General features: G+C 62.8%; 20 protein-coding genes and 1 pseudogene. 10 read left to right on the top strand and 11 right to left on the bottom strand.

Features of this window, described 5'->3' with window-relative positions; all coding sequences use genetic code 11:
- The 4 genes from SKC41_RS28530 to cbbX form a co-directional block, all read right to left on the bottom strand.
- Entirely contained in the window at positions 1–363 is a 363-nt protein-coding gene (locus SKC41_RS28530; RefSeq protein WP_330981050.1) for an NADH-quinone oxidoreductase subunit A, read from the bottom strand.
- Between the two features lie 429 nt (positions 364–792).
- Complete coding sequence (usfY, locus tag SKC41_RS28535) at positions 793–1230, bottom strand: protein UsfY (protein ID WP_330981051.1); 438 nt, start codon at positions 1228–1230, stop codon at positions 793–795.
- 85 nt (positions 1231–1315) lie between these two features.
- Complete coding sequence (locus tag SKC41_RS28540) at positions 1316–2197, bottom strand: LysR family transcriptional regulator (RefSeq protein WP_330981052.1); 882 nt, start codon at positions 2195–2197, stop codon at positions 1316–1318.
- The gene (cbbX, locus tag SKC41_RS28545; protein WP_330981053.1) at positions 2194–3072 is read right to left on the bottom strand and encodes a CbbX protein; all 879 of its coding nucleotides are present in this window, start codon (positions 3070–3072) and stop codon (positions 2194–2196) included. The genes SKC41_RS28540 and cbbX overlap by 4 nt, the downstream gene beginning before the upstream one ends.
- Before the next feature lie 332 nt (positions 3073–3404).
- Here cbbX and SKC41_RS28550 point away from each other — a divergent pair, with 332 nt between their 5' ends.
- Positions 3405–3830 (top strand): BlaI/MecI/CopY family transcriptional regulator, encoded by a 426-nt coding sequence (locus SKC41_RS28550; RefSeq protein WP_330981054.1) that lies wholly within the window; start codon positions 3405–3407, stop codon positions 3828–3830.
- Here the strand turns inward: SKC41_RS28550 and SKC41_RS28555 are convergent.
- Together SKC41_RS28555 and SKC41_RS28560 are read right to left on the bottom strand one after the other, a co-directional pair.
- Entirely contained in the window at positions 3793–4953 is a 1161-nt protein-coding gene (locus tag SKC41_RS28555; RefSeq protein ID WP_330981080.1) for a GAF domain-containing sensor histidine kinase, read from the bottom strand. The two genes, SKC41_RS28550 and SKC41_RS28555, sit on opposite strands and share 38 nt — an antisense overlap.
- An 80-nt stretch (positions 4954–5033) precedes the next feature.
- Entirely contained in the window at positions 5034–5699 is a 666-nt protein-coding gene (locus SKC41_RS28560; protein WP_330981081.1) for a response regulator transcription factor, read from the bottom strand.
- A 145-nt stretch (positions 5700–5844) separates the two neighbouring features.
- Between SKC41_RS28560 and rpe the strand changes: the two genes are divergently transcribed.
- From rpe to SKC41_RS28590, 7 genes and pseudogenes are all read left to right on the top strand, one after another.
- Positions 5845–6531 (top strand): ribulose-phosphate 3-epimerase, encoded by a 687-nt coding sequence (rpe, locus tag SKC41_RS28565; protein WP_330981055.1) that lies wholly within the window; start codon positions 5845–5847, stop codon positions 6529–6531.
- Positions 6528–8561, top strand: coding sequence for a transketolase (tkt, locus tag SKC41_RS28570; protein WP_330981056.1), 2034 nt, complete (start codon positions 6528–6530; stop codon positions 8559–8561). Before rpe ends, tkt begins: the two co-directional genes overlap by 4 nt.
- Before the next feature lie 9 nt (positions 8562–8570).
- Positions 8571–9512 carry a phosphoribulokinase gene (locus SKC41_RS28575; RefSeq protein WP_330981057.1) on the top strand — a complete coding sequence of 314 codons (942 nt, stop codon included), beginning with the start codon at positions 8571–8573 and terminating at the stop codon, positions 9510–9512.
- Positions 9499–10095: pseudogene (locus SKC41_RS31945) on the top strand (HAD-IA family hydrolase); the annotation flags it as partial. The gene SKC41_RS28575 and the pseudogene SKC41_RS31945, both read left to right, overlap by 14 nt.
- A 195-nt stretch (positions 10096–10290) precedes the next feature.
- The gene (gene pyk, locus SKC41_RS28580; RefSeq protein WP_330981082.1) at positions 10291–11709 is read left to right on the top strand and encodes a pyruvate kinase; all 1419 of its coding nucleotides are present in this window, start codon (positions 10291–10293) and stop codon (positions 11707–11709) included.
- A gap of 591 nt (positions 11710–12300) precedes the next feature.
- The gene (locus SKC41_RS28585) at positions 12301–12636 is read left to right on the top strand and encodes an AbrB/MazE/SpoVT family DNA-binding domain-containing protein (protein WP_330981058.1); all 336 of its coding nucleotides are present in this window, start codon (positions 12301–12303) and stop codon (positions 12634–12636) included.
- The gene (locus SKC41_RS28590; protein ID WP_330981059.1) at positions 12633–12944 is read left to right on the top strand and encodes a hypothetical protein; all 312 of its coding nucleotides are present in this window, start codon (positions 12633–12635) and stop codon (positions 12942–12944) included. The genes SKC41_RS28585 and SKC41_RS28590 overlap by 4 nt, the downstream gene beginning before the upstream one ends.
- A gap of 90 nt (positions 12945–13034) precedes the next feature.
- Here SKC41_RS28590 and SKC41_RS28595 read toward each other — a convergent pair whose 3' ends face one another.
- Positions 13035–13478 carry a hypothetical protein gene (locus SKC41_RS28595; protein WP_330981060.1) on the bottom strand — a complete coding sequence of 148 codons (444 nt, stop codon included), beginning with the start codon at positions 13476–13478 and terminating at the stop codon, positions 13035–13037.
- Positions 13479–14178: 700 nt separating this feature from the next.
- Positions 14179–14373 (bottom strand): helix-turn-helix transcriptional regulator, encoded by a 195-nt coding sequence (locus SKC41_RS28600; RefSeq protein WP_442931854.1) that lies wholly within the window; start codon positions 14371–14373, stop codon positions 14179–14181.
- A 436-nt stretch (positions 14374–14809) separates the two neighbouring features.
- Between SKC41_RS28600 and SKC41_RS28605 the strand changes: the two genes are divergently transcribed.
- Together SKC41_RS28605 and SKC41_RS28610 are read left to right on the top strand one after the other, a co-directional pair.
- Entirely contained in the window at positions 14810–14950 is a 141-nt protein-coding gene (locus SKC41_RS28605) for a type II toxin-antitoxin system Phd/YefM family antitoxin (RefSeq protein ID WP_330981062.1), read from the top strand.
- Between the two features lie 264 nt (positions 14951–15214).
- Positions 15215–15805, top strand: a complete 591-nt coding sequence (locus SKC41_RS28610; RefSeq protein ID WP_330981063.1) for a nucleotidyltransferase domain-containing protein — start codon at positions 15215–15217, stop codon at positions 15803–15805.
- Positions 15806–17468: 1663 nt separating this feature from the next.
- On the opposite strand, the gene SKC41_RS28615 is transcribed toward SKC41_RS28610, so the two are convergent.
- The 3 genes from SKC41_RS28615 to SKC41_RS28625 form a co-directional block, all read right to left on the bottom strand.
- Positions 17469–18107, bottom strand: a complete 639-nt coding sequence (locus tag SKC41_RS28615) for a Fic/DOC family protein (RefSeq protein ID WP_330981064.1) — start codon at positions 18105–18107, stop codon at positions 17469–17471.
- 11 nt (positions 18108–18118) lie between these two features.
- A complete protein-coding gene (locus SKC41_RS28620; RefSeq protein WP_145010566.1) occupies positions 18119–18301 on the bottom strand; it encodes a hypothetical protein in 183 nt (60 codons plus the stop codon).
- Positions 18302–18704: 403 nt separating this feature from the next.
- Positions 18705–19088, bottom strand: coding sequence for a hypothetical protein (locus SKC41_RS28625; protein ID WP_330981065.1), 384 nt, complete (start codon positions 19086–19088; stop codon positions 18705–18707).
- Positions 19089–19916: the final 828 nt, after the last annotated feature.

The raw sequence follows: 19916 nt of genomic DNA on the forward strand, positions 1-19916 counted from the left end.
TCAATCCCATGTCAGGCCGCCGCGGCGCCACACGTAGGCGTAGGCCACGAAGACCGTGAGCATGAACACCACCATCTCTATCAACGCGAACACGCCGAAGCTGTCAAAGGCGACTGCCCAGGGATACAAGAACACGATTTCGATGTCGAACACGATAAAAAGCATTGCGGTCAGGTAATAGCGGATCGGAAACCGCTGAGACGGTCCTGCGCCTTGGTTGTGCGGCTCGATACCGCACTCGTAGGCTTCCAACTTGGCACGGTTATAGCGCTTTGGTCCGACGAATGCCGCGATGCCGAGTGAACCCACGCCGAAGGCGGCGGCGATCCCTCCGAGAACCAGGATGGGTATGTACGCGTTCAACCGTCGGGCCTTTCATGCCGTAGCTGGGTTCCACGCTGACGAATGACACGGCAGGATTGCACCCCGATTTGGGGGACGGGTAAGGGGATTCACTCCGATGGGGGCAATCGTTAGTATTGGCCGAGTGATTCGACACGGTAGCCGGACAGATGAGTGCGCTCGGCTACGAGTGCTGGTTTACAGCAGCAATGTGAGCGTCCGCAAGAGGGTGCGCCATGCTCTCGCCGCTACCCCTGACAGCCGTTTCCCAGCAATCGATTTCGTTGATTTCGCAACGCATTCTGCAGTCGCTTGTGAAATTAGGTCGGGGAGGGTCGACCTGATCATCGCGGATGGCGAGGCGTCGCCGGCGGGCGGAATCGGATTGGCCAAGCAACTCAAAGACGAACTGCCGCAATGCCCGCCGATCGCAGTCATTACCGCGCGAAGTCACGACACCTGGTTAGCCGTCTGGTCGGGAGCGGACGCAGTGGTATCGCGAGGCCTCGACCCTGTGGCATTGACGCAGGCGGTTGTGCCCCTGCTGTACGGGCGGCTGACCGCTGAGGTGGGTCGAAACGGTACCCGCGAGAGCGCTGGCGGAGTTTCAGAATGCTCAGCGCGCCAAAGGTCTTCAATTCGCAGCACGCGATGATGCTCGACCATGAGCCATGCGGTGCCGCCGGCAATGGCCATCGCTCCGACGATCCCCATGGTGAGCAACCACTCGGGGTGCCGGTAGGCGGCAGCGGCGACGCAGCCGATCAACGACATCACCCCCAGCGCGATGGATAGTAGACCGGGCCAGCAATAGATATCGATGAACGCTTCACCAGCATGTTGCTGGGTTGTGCGAAAATGGTCAATCGGATCGCGGCTGTCAGCCATGTTTTCTCCTAGGTAGATCTACCTGGAGGACTAGTCCGGGAACACGCGTGAGCCATCCCCCACATAGGTGTCCGGCCGGGTGGGGTCACTCCACTGGAGTCCAGCCGACTTCGCGATGGGCGAGTAGGTGGGAGATCAGCAGCTCCGTCGAACCCGTGCAGGGTGATTGGGTGACAATGTGCCAAGGCCGATCCAAAGGTGTTCCAGGTGCAACCAATTCGACTAGCGCGCCGGAATCGAGCTCGCGGCGCACTGCCTGGCGAGACACCAGCGTTACACCTAACCCCGCAACGGCAGCGGCGACTACGGCGCCGTGTGAACCCAGGACCATCTGTGGCGGAGTAACCTCGAGTTCCTCGAGCAGCGCCGCCGTCGTCGCGCGGGTGCCCGAACCTGATTCGCGCAGAAGCCATGTCGCGTTCGCGGGGTCGAAACGCTGTGCGGTCTCGGGCGGGCCGACGACAACCAGCGTGTTTGGACTGACTGCGCGCACCTGGACTTGTTCGAGGTCTGCCGGTGGACGCCCGGCGACAACGACATCTACTTCGTGGCGGGCCAGCATGGGCCAGATTGCGGATCGAGACGCTACTTCGAGCTTGCAATCGACTCCCGGATATTTGGCGGTGAATGAGGCCAGCAATGCCGGCAACAAAAGTTCACCCGCAGTGGTCACCGCGGCCAGCCGGATCGATCCATGCTCTGGGTCGGCCTCCCCGCGCGCTGCGAGCACAGCCTCGCGGTGCAGCCCCAGGATCTTTCGCGCATACTCGACGTAGCGTTGTCCGGCTGGCGTGAGCCGAACGCCGCGGCCATGCCGGTCGATCAGCTGGATGCCTATTTCGGCGCTGAGGCTGCCGACTGCCGAGGAGATCGCTGACTCGGTGACCACCAGCCGCTCGGCTGCTCCGCGGACCGACCCGGTGTCGGCGAGCTCTACGAGTGCACGTAGTCGGGCGTTCGTGGTCATGGTGTCTCGGTGTGTTCCGGGTCGTCGAATACCCGGCTGGCCAGCAGGTCCGCAGCCTGGATGGTGGTCAGTGCCGCGAGATCGACACGCGGGTCGGCATCTTCGAGTAAGCGTCGTGCGTGCCGCAGTCTTGCCCGTTCGATCGCGTTACGCACGCTGCGGGCATTGGCGAACCAGGGCTGACCGATCCGCCGTTCGAGATATTGGTTCAGCGCGGTGCGGCCGTCGTCGGAGAAGGTGTAGTCGAGCTGCTCGGTCATCAAGGTTGCGATCTGTGCGAGTTCGTCGACGGTGTAGTCGGGAAAGGTGATGTGGTGGGCGACGCGGCTTTGCATTCCGGGATTCGCAGAGAAGAACTGATCCATTTTGTCGGCATAGCCCGCCAAGATGACGACAAGGTCGTCGCGGTTGTTCTCCATGACCTGAAGCAGGATTTCGATCGCTTCGGCCCCGTAGTCACGTTCGTTCTCCGCCTTGAACAAATAGTATGCCTCGTCGATGAACAGCACTCCGCCCATCGCTCGTTTGATCACTTCCTTGGTCTTGGGCGCGGTGTGTCCGATGTATTCGCCTACGAGATCGTCGCGGGTCACGCTCACGAGATGTCCCCGGCGTAGGTATCCCAGTCTGTGAAGCAGGTCGGCCATTCTGAGCGCCACGGTCGTCTTTCCGGTGCCGGGATTGCCGGTGAAGCACATGTGCAACGTGGGCTGTGGTGCGGTGAGACCGTAGCGCGCACGCGTCTGATCGACGAGCAGCAACGCAGCGATCTCCGCGATCCGGGTCTTGACCGGTGTAAGGCCCACGAGCTCGGTGTCGAGTTTAGCCAGCACGTCATCGACCCCGGCGTCACGACGCGCAGCTGCCAGGTCCACTACCGAATGCGGTGGCAGCACGGCCGTTTTCGCTAGATCAAGATCTGCATCCGGTGACGGACCGGATTGACCGGGGGTGAAACCGAAAGAACGGCGGACTATTTCGGTCGCTTGCTGTGTCATCGACCCCCCCGGAGTGCCGTGCCCAATCGTTCAGTCATAGCACGCATGCTGCCACTCAAATGTGAAGATGTCTATTGAGAATCAGTCGTGCAAACTATACCAAATACTTAACATCCTCACCCCGTGCATCCACCCCATGGGTGAGGCCTGACGGCAGCGCTGGTCTCTATCGTTGTGCGGTCAGACGTGCGACTCACTGGGCGGGAGTTATGGTCGTGCCCAACTGGATGCCTCGTTGGAAGCTCTTGGGACAGCTTGAGCGCCGCGTGATGGAGCAGTTGTGGAGCAGCTCAGAGCCGCAGACAGTACGTCAGGTGCACGCCGCCCTCTCAATGAGTCGCGATCTCGCCTATACCACCGCTATGACGGTCTTGCGCCGGCTGGCCGACAAGGGGCTTGTCCTCCAGCAGCGCGATGACCGCGCGCACCGCTACGTGGCGGTGCGAAGCCGCGATGAGTTGGTCGCCGAATTGATGTTGGATGTGTTCGACCAGCTTGCCGATTCGGGGGACCGACGCGCCGTTCTGGTTCAATTCGTCGAAAGCGTCCGGACAGAGGACGCGCATGCGCTGCAGAGCGCGCTCGATGAACTGGAAATCAGGCACGCATCGGCGGGAGCGGGATCGCCGCGGTGACCGACGTGCCCGAACCGGGCCTGGACCGAATATGGAGGCGTCCGCCGACGAGTTCGGCGCGTTCTGACATAGACAGCAGGCCGTACCCGCGTGTCTCGTCGTTCCCCAACGGATGCTCAAATGTATCGAAACCGATTCCGTCGTCGATGATTTCGAGTCGCGCGGTGTCGTCGTCTACAGCGAAGACAAGTCGCGCCAGCGAGGCGTTGGCGTGCTTCACGACGTTCTGCAGGCACTCCTGCGCAATCCGGTAGAGGGCGAGTTCGATGTGCTCGGGCAGCCGGGTATCGGCCAGGTCGACGTCGAGCTGGATTTGGGGGATCGCACGTGCGAGGCTAGCCAGTCCGCCGGCAAGACCGAGATCGTCGAGCACGGGTGGCCGTAGGCCGCCAATGGCGGCGCGAGCCTCCTGAAGGGTTAGCACGACCAATTCACGTGCGGCCTCCAGCTGGACGGAGGCCTCGGCCGGATCGTTGCCCACTGCCCGCGCCGCCGCATCCAGACGGTAAGACAGGGTGATGAGTCGCTGCGAAATCCCGTCGTGGATGTCGCCTGCCAGGCGCCGCCGCTCAATCTCTTGCGCCTCGATGACCTGCTCGACGAAGTTTTCGTGGGTGCGTTCTCTGACTACCAATTGGCGATGCAGCCTCGCCTGGTGCAGTGCACCTGCGATTAGGCGCCCGATCACCAGCAGTAGCTCGACATCGCCGGACGTGAATTCGCGACGCTTTACGGTGTGTACGGTCAGCTCTCCGACAAGTCCGCCGGGGTCGGTTTCCATGGGTACCGAAACCATGGATGTGAAATTCGAATCGTCCAAGTCGTCGACGCGAAGGTATCGCGGATCGGACTCTTTGCGCTCGGTGATCACGACCGGTTCGCGATGGCTGGCCACCCACCCCGAGATGCCCGATCCCAGCGGCAGCCGGATCTGCCCGACTTGACGGTCGAACGGCGGGGTGGCGCCTGCCAGTGTCAGAGACCGGTCGGTGTCGTCGAGCACGTACACAAAACAGACATCGGTGCCAGTCGCGTCGGTGATCATGCGCGCCGCAGCAGCGGCCAGTGGCTCGACCCCAGGCCCGCTCGATGCCGCCTGGATCAGTTCGCGCAGCAGCGCCAGCTCGCGGTCTGCCTCGACGAGATCGCGGACGGCATTTGCTCGTTCGTTTCGGCCGGCCGCCGGTGTGGGCGCGACTTTGCTCACTGGTAGATACCTTCGCGGAGCGCTGTGGCCACGGCACTGGTCCGGTCGCTCACCCCGAGCTTGCGGTAAATGGACCTCAGGTGGCTCTTGACGGTCTCGTCGCCGATCACCAGTTTGTTGGCGATGCCGCGGTTCGACAGCCCGGTCACCATGAATGACAGGATCTCGCTTTCCCGCTGCGTCAGACCCTGTCGGGCGCCCGGCCAGAACTCGTCGCGCTGCAACCGGGAGGCGGTATCCACGGCGCGCGCGGCCAGCCCGGGATCGATGGCGGTCTCGCCGTTGCGCACCGACTCCAACTGCCGAATCAGGTCGTCACTGCTGATGCTTTTCAGAAGATAGCCCGATGCGCCCACACGCAACGACTGAAAGAGGTACTGCTCGTCGTCGTAGACCGACAGCATCACCACTTTGCGGTTGGGATCCTGTTGGCGCAGCAGCAAACACAAATCGAGGCCGCTGGAACCTTGCATACGTACGTCGCAGAGCACAACGTCGGGATCGAGGCTGTCGACAACGCTTACCGCCTGTTCTACGCCGACAGCCTGTCCCACGACTCGCACCCTGCTGCTAAAACCGGCGAGCATCGCCTTGAGACCTTCGATGACCATCTCGTGGTCATCGACCAGCACAAGGCGTACTGGACCCGTGGCCGCCGACATCATGGCTACACCATAGAGGCCACCACCGCGCAGTCATATGGCTTTTCCTGAGTGCGGTCGCGGATAACCCGCTCAATCCCCCTGGCAGGGGGAACGGATGTGGGAGTCGCCGCTTTAGCATCGCTGCCAACAACTAGGAGGTTGGATGAACACGCGCGTGCCGACCCTCGTCGCGTCAGTTCTGCCTGCGGACTTCTCGGATCTAGGACACGAAGTCCGGCAGTTGGAGAAGGCAGGGGTGGACCGAATTCAGTGGGACGTGATGGACGGCCGTTTCGTCCCAAATCTCACCTTTGGCCCTGACGTCATCGCCGCCAATCGCGACCATGTGTCGATGGGTTTCGAGGCACATTTGATGGTGGAGGACCCCGACCCGATGTTGCACCGGTGGATCGAAGCGGGTTGTGAACTCGTCATCGTTCACGCCGAGGCCACTCGGCACCTGCATCGAACTCTCGCGGCCATAGCCGACCTCGGTGCGCGCGCCGGCGTCGCTCTCAACCCCGCCACTCCACTGGAAGCGGTGACCAACGTGCTCGATCTCGTCGATCTCCTTCTGGTGATGACGGTGAACCCTGGATTCGGCGGACAGCGGTATCTGGCAACCATGGAAAGTAAGATCTCCGCCGCGCGTAGCGAGATCGACCGGCGCGGACTGGATATCGAATTGGAGGTCGACGGCGGTATCACCGCCGCGACCATAGGTGCGGCGGCACGAGCGGGGTCGGATGTCTTCTGCGCCGGCTCGGCGCTGTTAACCGGACAAGGCGACCTCGCCGACCGCGCGGAAGCCCTGCGCGCCGCTGCGGTGGCGGAAATGGAGAAGCGATGAGCTTGGCGCAGAGCGCAGCTGGCAGCCTTGAGGCATTGACCGAGGAAGTTGACCGGTTGGCAGTCACGACACTGCGGTTCTTGGCTGCTGACGCGGTGCAGTCCGCGAACAGTGGCCATCCGGGACTGCCGCTTGGAGCCGCCCCGGCGGCGTGGGTGCTCTGGTCGCGGCACCTACGCCACGACCCAGCAGATCCCCAGTGGCCTGATCGGGATCGGTTCGTTCTGTCTGCAGGTCACGGTTCGGCGCTGTTGTACGCCTTGTTGCACGTGTTCGGTTATGACCTGTCGCTCGCCGAGCTCGAGCAGTTCCGACAACTCGGCTCGCGTACACCTGGGCACCCGGAGTACGGGGTGACGCCGGGCGTCGAAACCACGACCGGACCGCTGGGACAGGGACTGGCGAACGCGGTGGGGATGGCTCTTGCCGAGAGGATGCTCGCGGCGCGCTGCAACACCGGTGAGCATCGTGTTGTCGACCACCGCACCTGGGTGCTGGCCGGTGACGGTGATTTGATGGAGGGCATCAGCCACGAAGCCGCGTCGCTGGCCGGACGGCTTGGGCTTGGACGCTTGACCGTCATCTTCGACGACAACAACGTCACGATCGACGGTCCGGCCGACGTCAGTTGTGCCGATGACGCGATCGGCCGGTTCGCCGCATACGGGTGGCACACGCTGTCCGTGGACGACGGCAACGACGTCGCCAGCATTGATCGGGCGCTGGCCGAAGCTCGTGCCGTCGAGTCGGCTCCCACGTTCATCAAGGTGCGCACGACGATCGGGTACGGTGCGCCCGGGCTCGAGGGAACCTCGAAAGTGCATGGCAGTCCGCTGGGCGTTGAGACCATCGCCGCGATGCGCGACAACGCGGACTGGCCCGCGACGGCGTTCTATGTTCCGGGCAACCTGCGCTCCGCGATGGCCGTCCTGGCAGCGGAAGGCGCTGCGGCGCGGACGGAATGGGTTCGCGCATACGCCAACTGGGCTGCCGATCACCCGCAGCTGGCCGTCGACTTCCCGCTTAATCGAGTGCCCTCCCCGCCCGGCACGGAAGTCCTTGCGCCGCTGATCGATGCGGCGCCGACGGGCCGGCTTGCCACACGCCAGGCGTCGGGTGCCGCGCTGAATGCTCTCGCCCCCGAATACCCCGCCCTGGTTGGGGGTTCGGCGGACCTGGCAGCTTCCACCAACACAGCCATTCCCGGCGGGCAGGTGAGCGCCGGCGACTATGCCGGTCGCACAATCAATTTCGGCATCCGTGAGCATGCAATGGCGGCGGTCATGAACGGCATGTCGGTACACGGCGGCCTACGGCCCTTCGGTAGCACATTTCTCGTCTTCTCCGATTACCTGCGGCCTGCGTTGCGGTTGTCCGCTCTTATGGAGCAGCCCGTCGTGTACGTCTTTACGCACGATTCAATCTACGTGGGGGAAGACGGCCCGACGCATCAGCCGATCGAGCAGATCGAATCAATGCGCCTGATTCCCGGGCTGACTGTGCTGCGGCCCGCAGACGCTGCCGAAACCGCGTTGGCCTGGGACATCGCCCTACGGAACCTGTCGGGTCCCACGGCTCTCGTCTTGACCAGGCAGAACCTTCCAGCGCTCAGTGGTGATCTGTCGAGCGTTCGCGAGCGCGGATTCCGGGTAGTACGCGATGCCAAGAACGACCCTGCTGTCTTGATCGCCGCCAGTGGGTCAGAAGTGTCGCTCGCCCTGGACGCGGCCGAGCTGCTGGCGGCTCGGGGTGTGGATGCCGCGGTCATCTCGGTTATGTGGCGAGAACGGTTGCAAATGGCGCTATCTGGTGATCCGTGCTTGTGGCAAGACGTCCCGGTGGTGTGGGCCGAAGCCGGGGTTGCAACCGGGTGGCGCGCGATCGCGCGTGACCGGGACGAGGTCGTGGGGTTGAGTCGGTTCGGCGAAAGCGGGCCAGGCCCGCAGGTGGCTGCTCATCTGGGCTTGACGCCGACTGCGATCGCCAATGCCGCCTTCACCGCCCTTGGTTATACGCCCAGTTGGGAGTGATTGGTTAGGTTGCCCGAGAAGAGCTTCCGGATAGGTCGCGCGTCTGGTGAACGTCACCGACCCGTCATGTTGGCGGTCGCCGGTGACAGTGGGGCGGGCAAGACCACGGTCACCTCCGGTGTGGTAGAGGCTCTGGGGCGAGATCGGTGCGTTTCGATATCCACCGACGACTATCAACGATTCGATCGCGAGGAGCGGAGAGACAAGCCATTCACGTCGCTACATCCCGACTGCAGCTACGTCGCGATCCTCGAACAGCATCTGCAATTGCTCGCCACGGGTCAACCGGTGCTAAAACCGGTTTACGAGCACTCGACCGGTCGCCGGATGCGCCCTGCGCTCGTCGAGCCCAATGATTTCATCATCGTGCACGGTGTGCTGCCGTTGCACAGCAAGCTTGCGCGCGCCTGTTTCGATGTCGCGGTGTTCCTCGATACGCCGGAGGACGTACGACGTGACTGGAAGATGAAGCGCGACACCGCGCTGTGGGGATGCTGTCCGGATCAGGTGACCGCCGAAATCGAAGCCAGCCAAGCCGAATACGTACAATTCATCGAGCCGCAACGAGCACACGCCGACATCGTCGTTGGCTTCGCTCCGATCCCGTCGCGTGCGGATCCGCCGGAGACGCCGCTTTCGGTCGAGGTGTTGTTGCGCCCAACCATTCGTCAGCCCGACCTGACTGATATCTTGCGGCCCGACCTGACTCATACGGCTCATCTTCGACTTGGCCGCGATACCGATGGCAGACCCGTCGACAGCCTGCACATCCATGGGTATGCCACACCGGAAGAAAACGCGGCTGCTGAGAAGATCTTTTGGCACGCGCTGGGGGACCCGAGCACCGACGTGCCGGCCTGCCTTGGCCTGATCTCCCCAGGGGTCCGGAGCACCCCGTTGGCGATGACGCAGATACTCCTGCTACACCATGTGATTCATGGACCGCGATAGCGTCGCACGCGCCGAATCCTTGGCGGCGGTGATCTTCGATGTAGATGGCACCCTGTCCGACACGGAGCGCGACGGCCACCGGCCGGCATTCAATGAGGCGTTTGCAGTTCACGGACTTGAAATCAATTGGAGTGTTGAGGAATACGGACGGCTCCTGAAGATCACCGGTGGTCGGCGCCGTATCGCGGCTTCCCTGCGGGAGCATGGCTTTGGCGAACTGGCCGATGACTTGGCTGCCGACATTCATCGGACTAAGACGGAGCTGTTTCGGGAGCGAGTCGTTTCCGGCGATTTGACGCCGCGCCCGGGACTAGTGGATCTGGTAGGAAGCCTAGCCCATGAGGGGATTCGGGTGGCCATCGCCACCACTGGGCGGAGGGCGTGGGTGGAACCGCTAGTAGGTCGGCTCCTTGGTAGCGACGTAGCGGAGACGATCGTGACTGGCGACGACGTTAGTCGGTTGAAGCCCGACCCCGAGGTTTATCAGATCGCGTTGCAAAGGCTCGGGATTCAGCCCGAAAATGGTTTAGCAGTAGAGGATTCGGAAATCGGGTTACGCGCTGCCACAGCCGCCGGGTTGGCGACCATCGTTGTCAGCAACAACTACACGGCGAGCCAGGATTTCACCGGCGCGTCAATGGTGCGATCGGGCTTCGGCGGTCCCGATCCATTGAGGGGCAGCACATGCAGGCAGATCCATCGCGCGGTCCACGCATGCGCCGCGCAGGATGCGCTGCGGGCATCGGCGACACACGAAACAGGTGACAGTCGGTCGGCTATTCGTCGACGCGGGAAGATCGTCTGCACCCTTGGCCCTGCAACTCAGTCGGACGAGTTGATTTTGGCCCTGGTTGAGGCCGGAATGGACGTCGCCCGAATGAACTTCAGCCACGGCGACTACGCCGATCACAAAACCGCGTACGAGCGGGTGCGTGCCGCCTCGGACGCCACCGGGCGCGCCGTGGGTGTGCTCGCCGACCTGCAAGGCCCGAAGATCCGGCTCGGGCGCTTCGCCACGGGGTCCACCTACTGGGCCGACGGGGAAACGATCCGGATCACCGTCGAGGCCTGCGAAGGCACCCACGACCGGGTGTCGACCACCTACAAGAGGTTGTCCACGGACGCCGTGGTCGGTGACCGGGTTCTGGTCGACGACGGCAAGGTCGGGTTAATCGTCGACGCCATCGATGGCGACGACGTGATCTGCACTGTCACCGAGGGTGGCCCCGTCAGCAACAACAAGGGCATGTCGTTGCCCGGGATGAACGTGTCCGCACCGGCCTTGTCGGAAAAGGACATCGACGATCTCATCTTTGCCCTGGACCTGGGCGTCGACCTGGTCGCACTGTCTTTCGTGCGCTCGCCGGCGGATGTCGAGCTGGTTCACGAGGTGATGGATCGCGTCGGACGCCGGGTGCCGGTGATCGCCAAACTGGAAAAGCCCGAAGCGATCGACAATCTCGAGGCCGTCGTCCTGGCCTTCGACGCCATCATGGTGGCCCGCGGCGACCTGGGTGTGGAGCTGCCGCTGGAAGAGGTCCCCTTGGTGCAGAAGCGGGCCATTCAGATGGCCCGGGAGAACGCCAAGCCCGTCATCGTCGCCACCCAGATGCTCGAGTCGATGATCGAAAGCTCGCGACCGACCCGGGCCGAGGCCTCCGACGTCGCCAACGCCGTGCTCGACGGCGCCGACGCGGTGATGTTGTCCGGCGAAACGTCGGTGGGGAAGTACCCGCTGGCCGCGGTCCGGACGATGGCGCGCATCGTGACCGCGGTCGAGGACAATTCCACCGCCGCCCCGCCGTTGACCCACGTGCCGCGCACCAAGCGCGGAGTGATCTCCTACGCCGCCCGCGATATCGGCGAGCGGCTCGACGCCAAGGCGCTGGTCGCCTTCACTCAGTCCGGTGACACCGTGAAGCGACTGGCGCGCCTGCACACCCCGCTGCCGCTGCTGGCGTTCACCGCCTGGCCCGAGGTGCGCAGCCAGCTGGCGCTGACATGGGGCACCGAGACGTTCATCGTCCCGATCATGGATTCCACCGACGAGATGATCCGGCAGGCCGACAAATCGCTGCTCGAGCTGGGCCGTTACAAGCGGGGTGACCTGGTGGTGATCGTCGCCGGCGCGCCACCTGGCACAGTAGGGTCGACCAACTTGATCCACGTCCACCGAATCGGGGAGGACGACCTCTAACGCCCGAGGTTGTGCGACAACACCCGATGGCAGAGGCCTAGTTGGACGGCTAGGACGGCTATACCGTCGTCACGGAGGTAGAGGCGCATGGCCGCGACTGTGACGTCGGGCATCCGTCCCCTTAACTACGTTGGGTTTCTTCACCGATGTCGCCGATGCGATCGCATAGCACCACCCGGCCGTCGGTCAGGTGGTAGGTGAGGCCGACGGCTGAACCAAAGAGATCCCGGGTAGCTGTCTCATGGATAATGTAGATTGTTCATGAAGCATGACGAAACACACTGGCGCACAGTCGGATTGGGCGTCTAAACCGTCACAGTGACGTATCGACTGCTTGCCAGGCCACTTGGGCCTTCGCAGCAAATCCGGGCTTTCTGGTTCGCTGTTGGTTCTTGTTGTCGTCGCGGGCGACGCGTGTATTTTCCCGCGGTACTGCCGCTCGCGGGCACGACCCCTGCGTGGAGATCCATCATGCGCGAACGATCTGGTCGGTAGGCGTCCCTCACCGGTTGACCATACGCAGATTATCGGTAATTCCGTTTTGCGGCATTACTGCTTTACGGCTAAGCAGCCCGTCCGGCACAATGAGCTATGGCATTTCATGGTTTCGTGGCGGTCCAGGGCCGCGGTGTGGTGGCCCTGCCGGCCGAGGTTCGTCGGCGTCTGCATCTCGATGAGGCGGGGGCACAAGTCGAGATCACCGAACGCGAGGACGGGGTTCTGGAGCTTCGGCCCGCGCTGCCGATCCCGGCTGATCAACGCTGGTTTTGGCAGGACCGCTGGCAGCAGCGGGAAAAGGAGGTCGACGAGCACGTGGCGGCCGGACGGGTCACCGTTCACGATGACGGTGACGCCTTCCTGGACCATCTCGATCAGCTCGACGCCCAGGCCGACGAAGCGGCGGCCGACGCCGAGCTCGAGTCGTGAAGTTCGAGACCACACCGGCGTTCGATGCGGACTATCGCAAGCTCAAGGCCGAGCACCGAACAGCCTTCCGTGACGTGGTGAAGACGAAGTTCATTCCAGCCTGCGATGCCTACGCGGCAGATCCGGCGACCCCATGGCCGCGGTCACTGCGCGTCAAGTCCGTGCAAGCCGCGCCAGGTGTCCTGGAAATGACGTGGTCGTTCGCCAGTCCCGACGGGCGAGCCACTTTCGAAGTGGTTACCGTCGATGCCGAGTTGCGCTGCCGATGGCGTCGTGTCGGAGACCACGATGTCTTCAAATCCCCCTAAGGCCGACTTGGGAGGGCATCGATCTTCACAGTTGGCCTTTTCCGGTCCGCCTTGGATCACTGTGACGGGGCGAACAAATTGGCCTTCAAGTCACGCCCTGCAGCTGTCTCTCAGGCCCAGCCACTCAGCATGGGCATTATCAGCCTCGCTGCTTACCCGTCGGGAGAACGCGGCTACCACTGTGCGCTGGTAGTCCAGATCCTCGAAGGCATTTAAGTCGTCCTTACGGCGCGCATACTCGGCTGCTGCTTTTAGCGCGGCTAGCAGCCGAAAGTGGTGGCACGCGATTTGGGAGGCGAGCACCGCGCGTTTACGCGCGGCCTCGATCAAATCGCCGCCGGGGCGCTCCTCAGCTTCGAGATTTTGTGGCTTGGCCCAACTGGGCGACAATCCCCTGAATCCGGTTGAAATCGACGAATCCACACTGACGTCGTCAGCTGACAGCGACTCGTCAATTCCGCTACAGACCGTACCGGCGACCTCAAACGCAGACTCATTGGCACTGCCCGAGCCCCCATGCTGTTCGGTGGTCATCGGTTGCTGGAACAGTTGTGATTAGAGCTCTTTGGCAGGATGCGATGCACCGCGGTCAACGCATGCCCACTCCACCCGGCAATGATCACGCACGGGCTATCAGTCTTCAAACTGACGTTGTTGGGCAATCATCGCCATCCTGTCGATGTTTCGCTAGCGCGATAGCCAAGTCCTCAGCGGCTGCTGCACGGTCGCGCCGCCTGTGATCCATGACCGCTGGCCAATGCGCGAGTGCGCCTTTCACCGCTGCCGAGATCGGATCCAGCGGCTCGCCGTCATCGCTAGGCCATCTAGGGCTGTCAACGGGTGGATCCACTATCGCGCGCAATTCCTCTTCCGACGTCATTACCCGCCTGCCTTTCTTACTGTTCACCTATTGCTTGATGTTGCTCATCTTGTTCAGTTACAAGATTTTGCAACGCTTTTCGTCAATTGTAGCTTCGGACGTCGACACATAAGGCGTCTCTGAACGTGCAGCTCTGCAGTCGACCACCTACGCACACCGGAGACGGGGCTTGGGCCTTCCACCCCAGAACTGTTGCCGATCGTGCCCGGGAGCCCCAGCGGCGCAAGCGATGCAATCGCCAAAGACGCTTGCCGGCATCCCTAGCCGCGAGGCGCCGGCCCAGGCTAAGGCAGCCGGCCACTCGGTAATGTCGAAATTCAATCTGCTTGTGTGCTGGGTGCTTTCGGCCTGATTTCAGGATGGCGGTACGGGATCATCTCGCACGATCTCTGAGATCGGCACACCGAGTGCCGCCGCTAGGTCGTACAAGCGCTCGAACAGTAAACTGCGGCGGCCTTTTTCAAGGTCAATCAGCAGCGACCGGTCGATGTCCGCGGAAAGAGCAAGCTCCTCCTGAGTCACTCCGCGCTCAAGACGGAGATCCCGAATGCGGCGCCCAACCGCCTCGCGGACCGCCGCCCAGGCTCTGGCACGTTCAGGATCGTTTTGACTGGGTCGCGTGGGCACGCACACAGTTACGGCGCGCCGAGGCATTACGTCTGCAGTACTAGTCCAACGTTTATAGTTCAGCTATATAAAACGCACTGTAAAGGCGGGTGGTCCTATGGGTTCGTCGGGCGTTCGTCGCCGCACTGAATTCGTCGGCGTCTGGTTTCTGCCAGCGGAAAAAGCGGCCCTCGAGGTTGCCGCCCAGGCGCTCGGAATGAGCGTGGGTGCTCTGGTCAGGTCCAGTCTCCACGCAACGCACGCGATCGACATTGAAGGTCCACCCGAGAAGGGACGCGGCAACGCGCCACCGTCGCGCGTCCCTGCATCCCACCTGTTGTAGCGGCTGATGATCGATCCTTCGTTGCCACGAGTCAGCGTGACCGAACTACGCCGCCACTTCGGCCGGATCATCGATGAGGTGGAACAGGGACAAACCTTTGTCATCACCCGGCACGGGCGCGAAATCGCGCTGCTCGTCCCGGCCGAGAAGTACCGCCGCGTGAGCGCACGCGGGTGACCCGCGTCGTGATGGCGATCCTGAGCGTCTAAGTGAACCACGCGTCGGCGCGGGCGGTCGCGGCCAGCGTCGAGGCTTTCGGCGCGAGCCGGTCCCGATGTTCTCTGCGGCTCGCTGTACGAGATCGGTGCGCCTTTGAGGATGCCGAGGCGGTGAATCTGCCGTCTGCGGTGGCTAGATGGCGCTCAAAATCGTACGTATTTCGTGGGCACGTGTTCGCGCGTTGCCTTGACTGTTCGGTATTAGCGAACATCTGATTGCAGAATGCGAACTGAAGCGCCGGCGCTGCTTCCGATCTTCCGCTCCCGCCTGCAGGGCGAGCTGCTCAGCCGGGTTCTTTTGCGTCCCGGCGAGGAATTCACGCTCACCGATCTCGCCAACGATCTCGGTGTATCTAAAGCCGGCCTCCACGGCGAGGCCCAACGCCTCATTGCCGCGGACCTCCTGACCGATCGACGGCAGGGCAAGAACCGACTGGTGTCGGCTAACCTCGATCATCCCGCGGCCGGACCTCTAACCCAGCTCGCATTGCTCAGCTTCGGACCTCACCAGATCATCGGCGACGAATTTGCCGACCTCCTCGGCGCCGAGCAGATCGTCATCTTCGGATCTTGGGCAGCCCGCTACGCCGGCCAGCCCGGACCCCCGCCTAACGACATCGACGTTTTGGTCATCGGCGACACCAGTCGGCTGGAGGTCTTCGACGCTGCCGATCGCGCCGAGCGCCGCCTTGGCAGACCCGTCAATCCCGTGCAGACCAGACCCGCCCGATGGGAAGACCCAGGTGACTCGAGCTTGTTGATCGAGATCAAGCAACGCCCCTTCCTTACGGTGTACTCCCGGGACAATCAATGAGCAGCGGGATCCACGGGCACGACACTCCCAACGATGTTCAACTGGTTTGACAGCCAAAGGTCGTCGCGCGTCATATGGCCCGGATTCCCCGACGCCCAACTTGTCTCGCCGAACGAACTACTGGGCGCCCGCGACGGCCGCACTCCGGACCTGCCCATCAGAAGGAACACCCGCATGATTGGGCGTCTCAACGACCTCCGCCACCGCTAATTCCGTCTCGTCGTGCGCGGTGCCCTCTGTTGTCGCGGCTACACCTGAGTGCTAACGGGCCTGGGCTTGGGACAATCAGATCTGCGGCGCACCGCCGATGCTCTCGCCGCTTAACTAGCATCGCGTTCAATGCCTTAACTGCAGCCGTGCGGTGCCGCAGCGCCCTCGCTCGTTCTCGAGCTATTCGGCGCCCAAGCCGCCGCCGCGTCTGCTGCGTTGGCGCGCTCACTCCGCCGAACCCGTACGCCTCCCAGCTGTGAGCTCACCGCGGTTCTACGTCGTCGTCCTGATTCGTCGTGTCTGCGCTCACTATTGCTTTTCTCCCACCGTTGCGTTTCTCCCACCGTCCCTACCGCATCAGGTCCACCAGGAGCTTCCCGCTTTGACCCCTTCGCACCACACACCTCATGCACTTAGGTCACAAAACGATATATTTTCGTTTGACGCAATTAGTATTGAGGGGTGTCGCAGAATCCAAAATGCCCTCGATGCGGTGACTCACTGCCGCCGCAGACCGATCCGCAACGGCGAGGCCGGCGGCGCATCTGGTGCTCGGATGACTGCCGTAGCCGCGCATATGCAGAACGTCAAGCAGCGGCCCGAGCGGGGCTGGCGGTGCGCGTAGTTGAGGTGCCGCGCTCGGCGTTGGCGTGGCCGTCTTGGCCATCGCTCGCGGAGCCGCAGAGTTATGCGACGGCTGCTGTCGATATCGATGCGTGTGTGGAGTTGCTCGACGCGTTAGCCGAGCGTGTGCGACGCAAAACGATCGATCAGCGGGTACGGGCCGCCGCGTTCCGACTACTCGATGCTGTTGTGAACCATGGTCCGAAAGAACCGCCCGATGCGCATCCAGCGAGTCCCAATAGTCAGGTGACGAAGACCGCTACCGAACTGGCAATCGACGAATTCTTGTTCGGAGACAGTCGGTAGCTGGGTCAGTGCATCGTGTCGCGCCGGCCAGATGTCCAGCTTGGATACCACTGTTTGTACATTGCCGAGACGTGCCGCCAAGTCGTCGTGCGGGCGTTGTGCGGCTTAGCTTCGTCAAGTCGGCTGGGTCCGTTTGTCGTCGGTTCTGGCTCCGCCAGTTGCGTGGTGCGCGCCTCAGCGATCCATCGGAGCTCTTCGTGGATACCAGCGGTTATCCATGAATTTGGGGCGTGTCGCCTGGGGGCAGGGGAGTGTCCCAGCGTTCTAGGACCAAGACCGCAATTCCTCGGCCCTGCGCATCACCACCAGGCCGTCCAGGGCTACCCGGCCCGAGCCGAGCACGGATCAGAGGCATCTCATTGCCACCCCGACGATCACCCTTCGACCGTGAACTGAAGGGACACTAATAGCGACAACACTTTTCATCGTTCAGCGACGGCCGCCGCGTCCGCAGGACCCGTGGCTATTGCCGAGGTCCACGAGCGGCGGTCGAGTCAAGACGCCAGGCAGCCGCCCTGCCCGATCAGAAATCGTATGCAGGGTCAGCGTCGAGGATTCTCGCGAACATCGCTGTCAGCCCTGCGAGGTCGGATTCGGCTCGCGCGGCGTGGCACGCGCTGTGCAACTCGGTCAAGTCGGTCTTCTGCCAGTCGAGGCCGGCGCCGCGTTCTGAGAGGAGGAGGTCGAAGAACTCGCGGGTGGAGCGGCCGTTGCCCTCGCGGAAGGGATGGGCAAAGTTCGTGTAGTCGTACAGGTAGGCGACGGTGCGGGCGAGCTCAGCCTCGGGAACATCCCTAAGCCGATCGAGCCGGTGAACCTCAGCGGCGACATGAGTCATCGGCTGGCTGATGCTGCCCGGGGGACAGAATGACTCGCCGCCCTTCTCGATGCCGACTGTCCGCAGATCACCCGCCCAGACGTACACGTCTTGAAAGAGCTGACGGTGGATCGCGCGCAGATACGACAAATCATATGTACGGTCACCCAGAATTTCGGGGGCCTCACGAAGTTCGATAACCCGCGCCTCGACGAGATCGTTCTCCGCGTCCCGCAGCGCCTCCATTGTCTGGGCACCGACACGATTCCTCAGAACGTTCGTGCCAGGAATGAAATAGCCCCGCCAATTCTGTTCGAGATCGCCGGTATCCCAGGGATGCGGCACTCCAGGCTCGGTTACGTCAGGTTGTACCGGCGCCGAACGCGATCGCGCAGCTCAGCGGCGGTGATGGTTCCACGGGCGTAGGCAACCTGGTCGGCGCGCGTGGCGTTGGTGCTGCGGGAACCTTCAAGCTCGGTGCTACGGCGGATCGCCCGCACGGCCTTCACCCGGCGCTTGGCCTTCTGCAGCTCGGTCACTCGGAACACCACCTTCAATGGAGTCCCTCCAGGATAGTCGACGCGGCTGACATCGGATGGAAGCGCGGATACGCGGCGAGCAGGTGGCCGGCGTTCATCAACGCTGGCACCGGGTGCGCGCTGATGTCGTACGGCGTGCCTGCGGGTCCGGGTTATCCGGTGTCGTCTATATCGAATACCTGAGCCTTCATGTTGCCGGCGCGACCGCGCGCTCACCGACGCTCTGCTGTTCATGTCACGAGTCGGCCGACGGGATCGACCGCATCGATGTCCTCTGGCTTCGGGATCGTGCACGCTTGACCGCTCGTTCGTCTCAATGCTGTCGTCATTTCCGCACTGGCGACTAACTGGTCCGCCTGTGCTGCAAAGGCCAGCGGTTAATGGGCGTGTACAGACATAGGGCTCATGGCTCGGCACCGACAAGTCGGCAGTCATCGGCAATGTGGTGGCCGAGGTTCTCCTGGCCGGTTTCTCGTGGCCAGCGCGGGCTTAGCCCACCTGGGCAAGAAGCGCACCCATTTCTTCGAGAATGGCCTGGGCTCACGCCGGACCTCCTGGCCCCTACCTCCACGGCGAGGTTCGCGACCGTAGTCAGCCCCGAGAACAGCTGGGACATGGCGTCTTCCTCCGAGACGCCTGCGTCGGTGAAGTCGTTGAGCACCGATGTGAGCACTGCGTCGCGGCCGGCGGCGTCATTGGTCGCTCGACTGAATTGGACGATAGAGACGTAGGCGAGGGCGTTTTGCGCGGCCTGGAGCTGGAGTTCGGGTGTCCATTCGAATGTCATGTCAGAAGCGTAGGAAACCGGGGTGCAACCAACTGTCACTGTCCAGGCGGCGGCGTGATGCAAGAGTTCAGCTGAGACACCATCGAAAACTGTTGGCTTCTGGCGGCTTCGGGGTGCGCAACAGATAGCCATGTCGGCTCTCTCGGGGTAACCGCCTGTGAGCGCACCGACCTCCTGGTCGAGAAGACGACAGGCACGACATCGCGACGCGCCGAAACAACGTGATGGTTCTGTACCAAACGGAGAGTTCATAACTGCCCACAGGGCCTGACGTGCTGCGATGGCGTCCGACCTAGGCTTTATCCACAGCCTAAATGACACCTTTGTGATTCATCCACAAGCTGTTGCTGCCGACAGACGGAGTTACCCCAAACGATCCACACGGCACGCACAGCAGCCGGTTTCTACTGTCCGGTGAGAGGTCTAGCCTCACCAAGGTGGCCCAACCTGGCTATCGCGCCTACATCGACGAATCGGGACAGCGGGCGCGCACGCCGCGCTCCAGCCCGCATTTCGTGATGTCTGCTCACGCGCTCTCGGTGCCAGGCAACGCTGCTCCCGCGGAGACGCGGATCGACATTTGCCGGGCAGTGGCTGCGCGTTCGCCCAGCTCTGTCGGCAGCAGCCAGTATTCTCTCTCCGGTCGAGCGGACGGGGACTTTGGATGCAGGTGATTGCTGAGCGGTACGTGGAGATCGCGAACACGCGGCGGGCCGGAGGCCAGGGTGACGTTTTCCAGGCCGCCGACATCCAGCAGGCCGGTCGCACTGTCGCGGTCAAAGTCATTCCTGCGGCATCCGATGATCTGTCCCGCATCTACTTCGAACG

The sequence above is a fragment of the Mycobacterium sp. 050128 genome (genome assembly GCF_036409155.1).
GTDB lineage: Bacteria > Actinomycetota > Actinomycetes > Mycobacteriales > Mycobacteriaceae > Mycobacterium.

Coding starts and splice junctions, on each gene's coding strand:
- usfY (WP_330981051.1), bottom strand. CDS start 1,230: ATGGCTGACAGCCGCGATCCGATTGACCATTTTCGCACAACCCAGCAA.
- SKC41_RS28540 (WP_330981052.1), bottom strand. CDS start 2,197: ATGACCACGAACGCCCGACTACGTGCACTCGTAGAGCTCGCCGACACC.
- SKC41_RS28550 (WP_330981054.1), top strand. CDS start 3,405: ATGGTCGTGCCCAACTGGATGCCTCGTTGGAAGCTCTTGGGACAGCTT.
- SKC41_RS28560 (WP_330981081.1), bottom strand. CDS start 5,699: ATGTCGGCGGCCACGGGTCCAGTACGCCTTGTGCTGGTCGATGACCAC.
- rpe (WP_330981055.1), top strand. CDS start 5,845: ATGAACACGCGCGTGCCGACCCTCGTCGCGTCAGTTCTGCCTGCGGAC.
- tkt (WP_330981056.1), top strand. CDS start 6,528: ATGAGCTTGGCGCAGAGCGCAGCTGGCAGCCTTGAGGCATTGACCGAG.
- SKC41_RS28585 (WP_330981058.1), top strand. CDS start 12,301: ATGGCATTTCATGGTTTCGTGGCGGTCCAGGGCCGCGGTGTGGTGGCC.
- SKC41_RS28595 (WP_330981060.1), bottom strand. CDS start 13,478: ATGACCACCGAACAGCATGGGGGCTCGGGCAGTGCCAATGAGTCTGCG.
- SKC41_RS28610 (WP_330981063.1), top strand. CDS start 15,215: ATGCGAACTGAAGCGCCGGCGCTGCTTCCGATCTTCCGCTCCCGCCTG.
- SKC41_RS28625 (WP_330981065.1), bottom strand. CDS start 19,088: ATGACATTCGAATGGACACCCGAACTCCAGCTCCAGGCCGCGCAAAAC.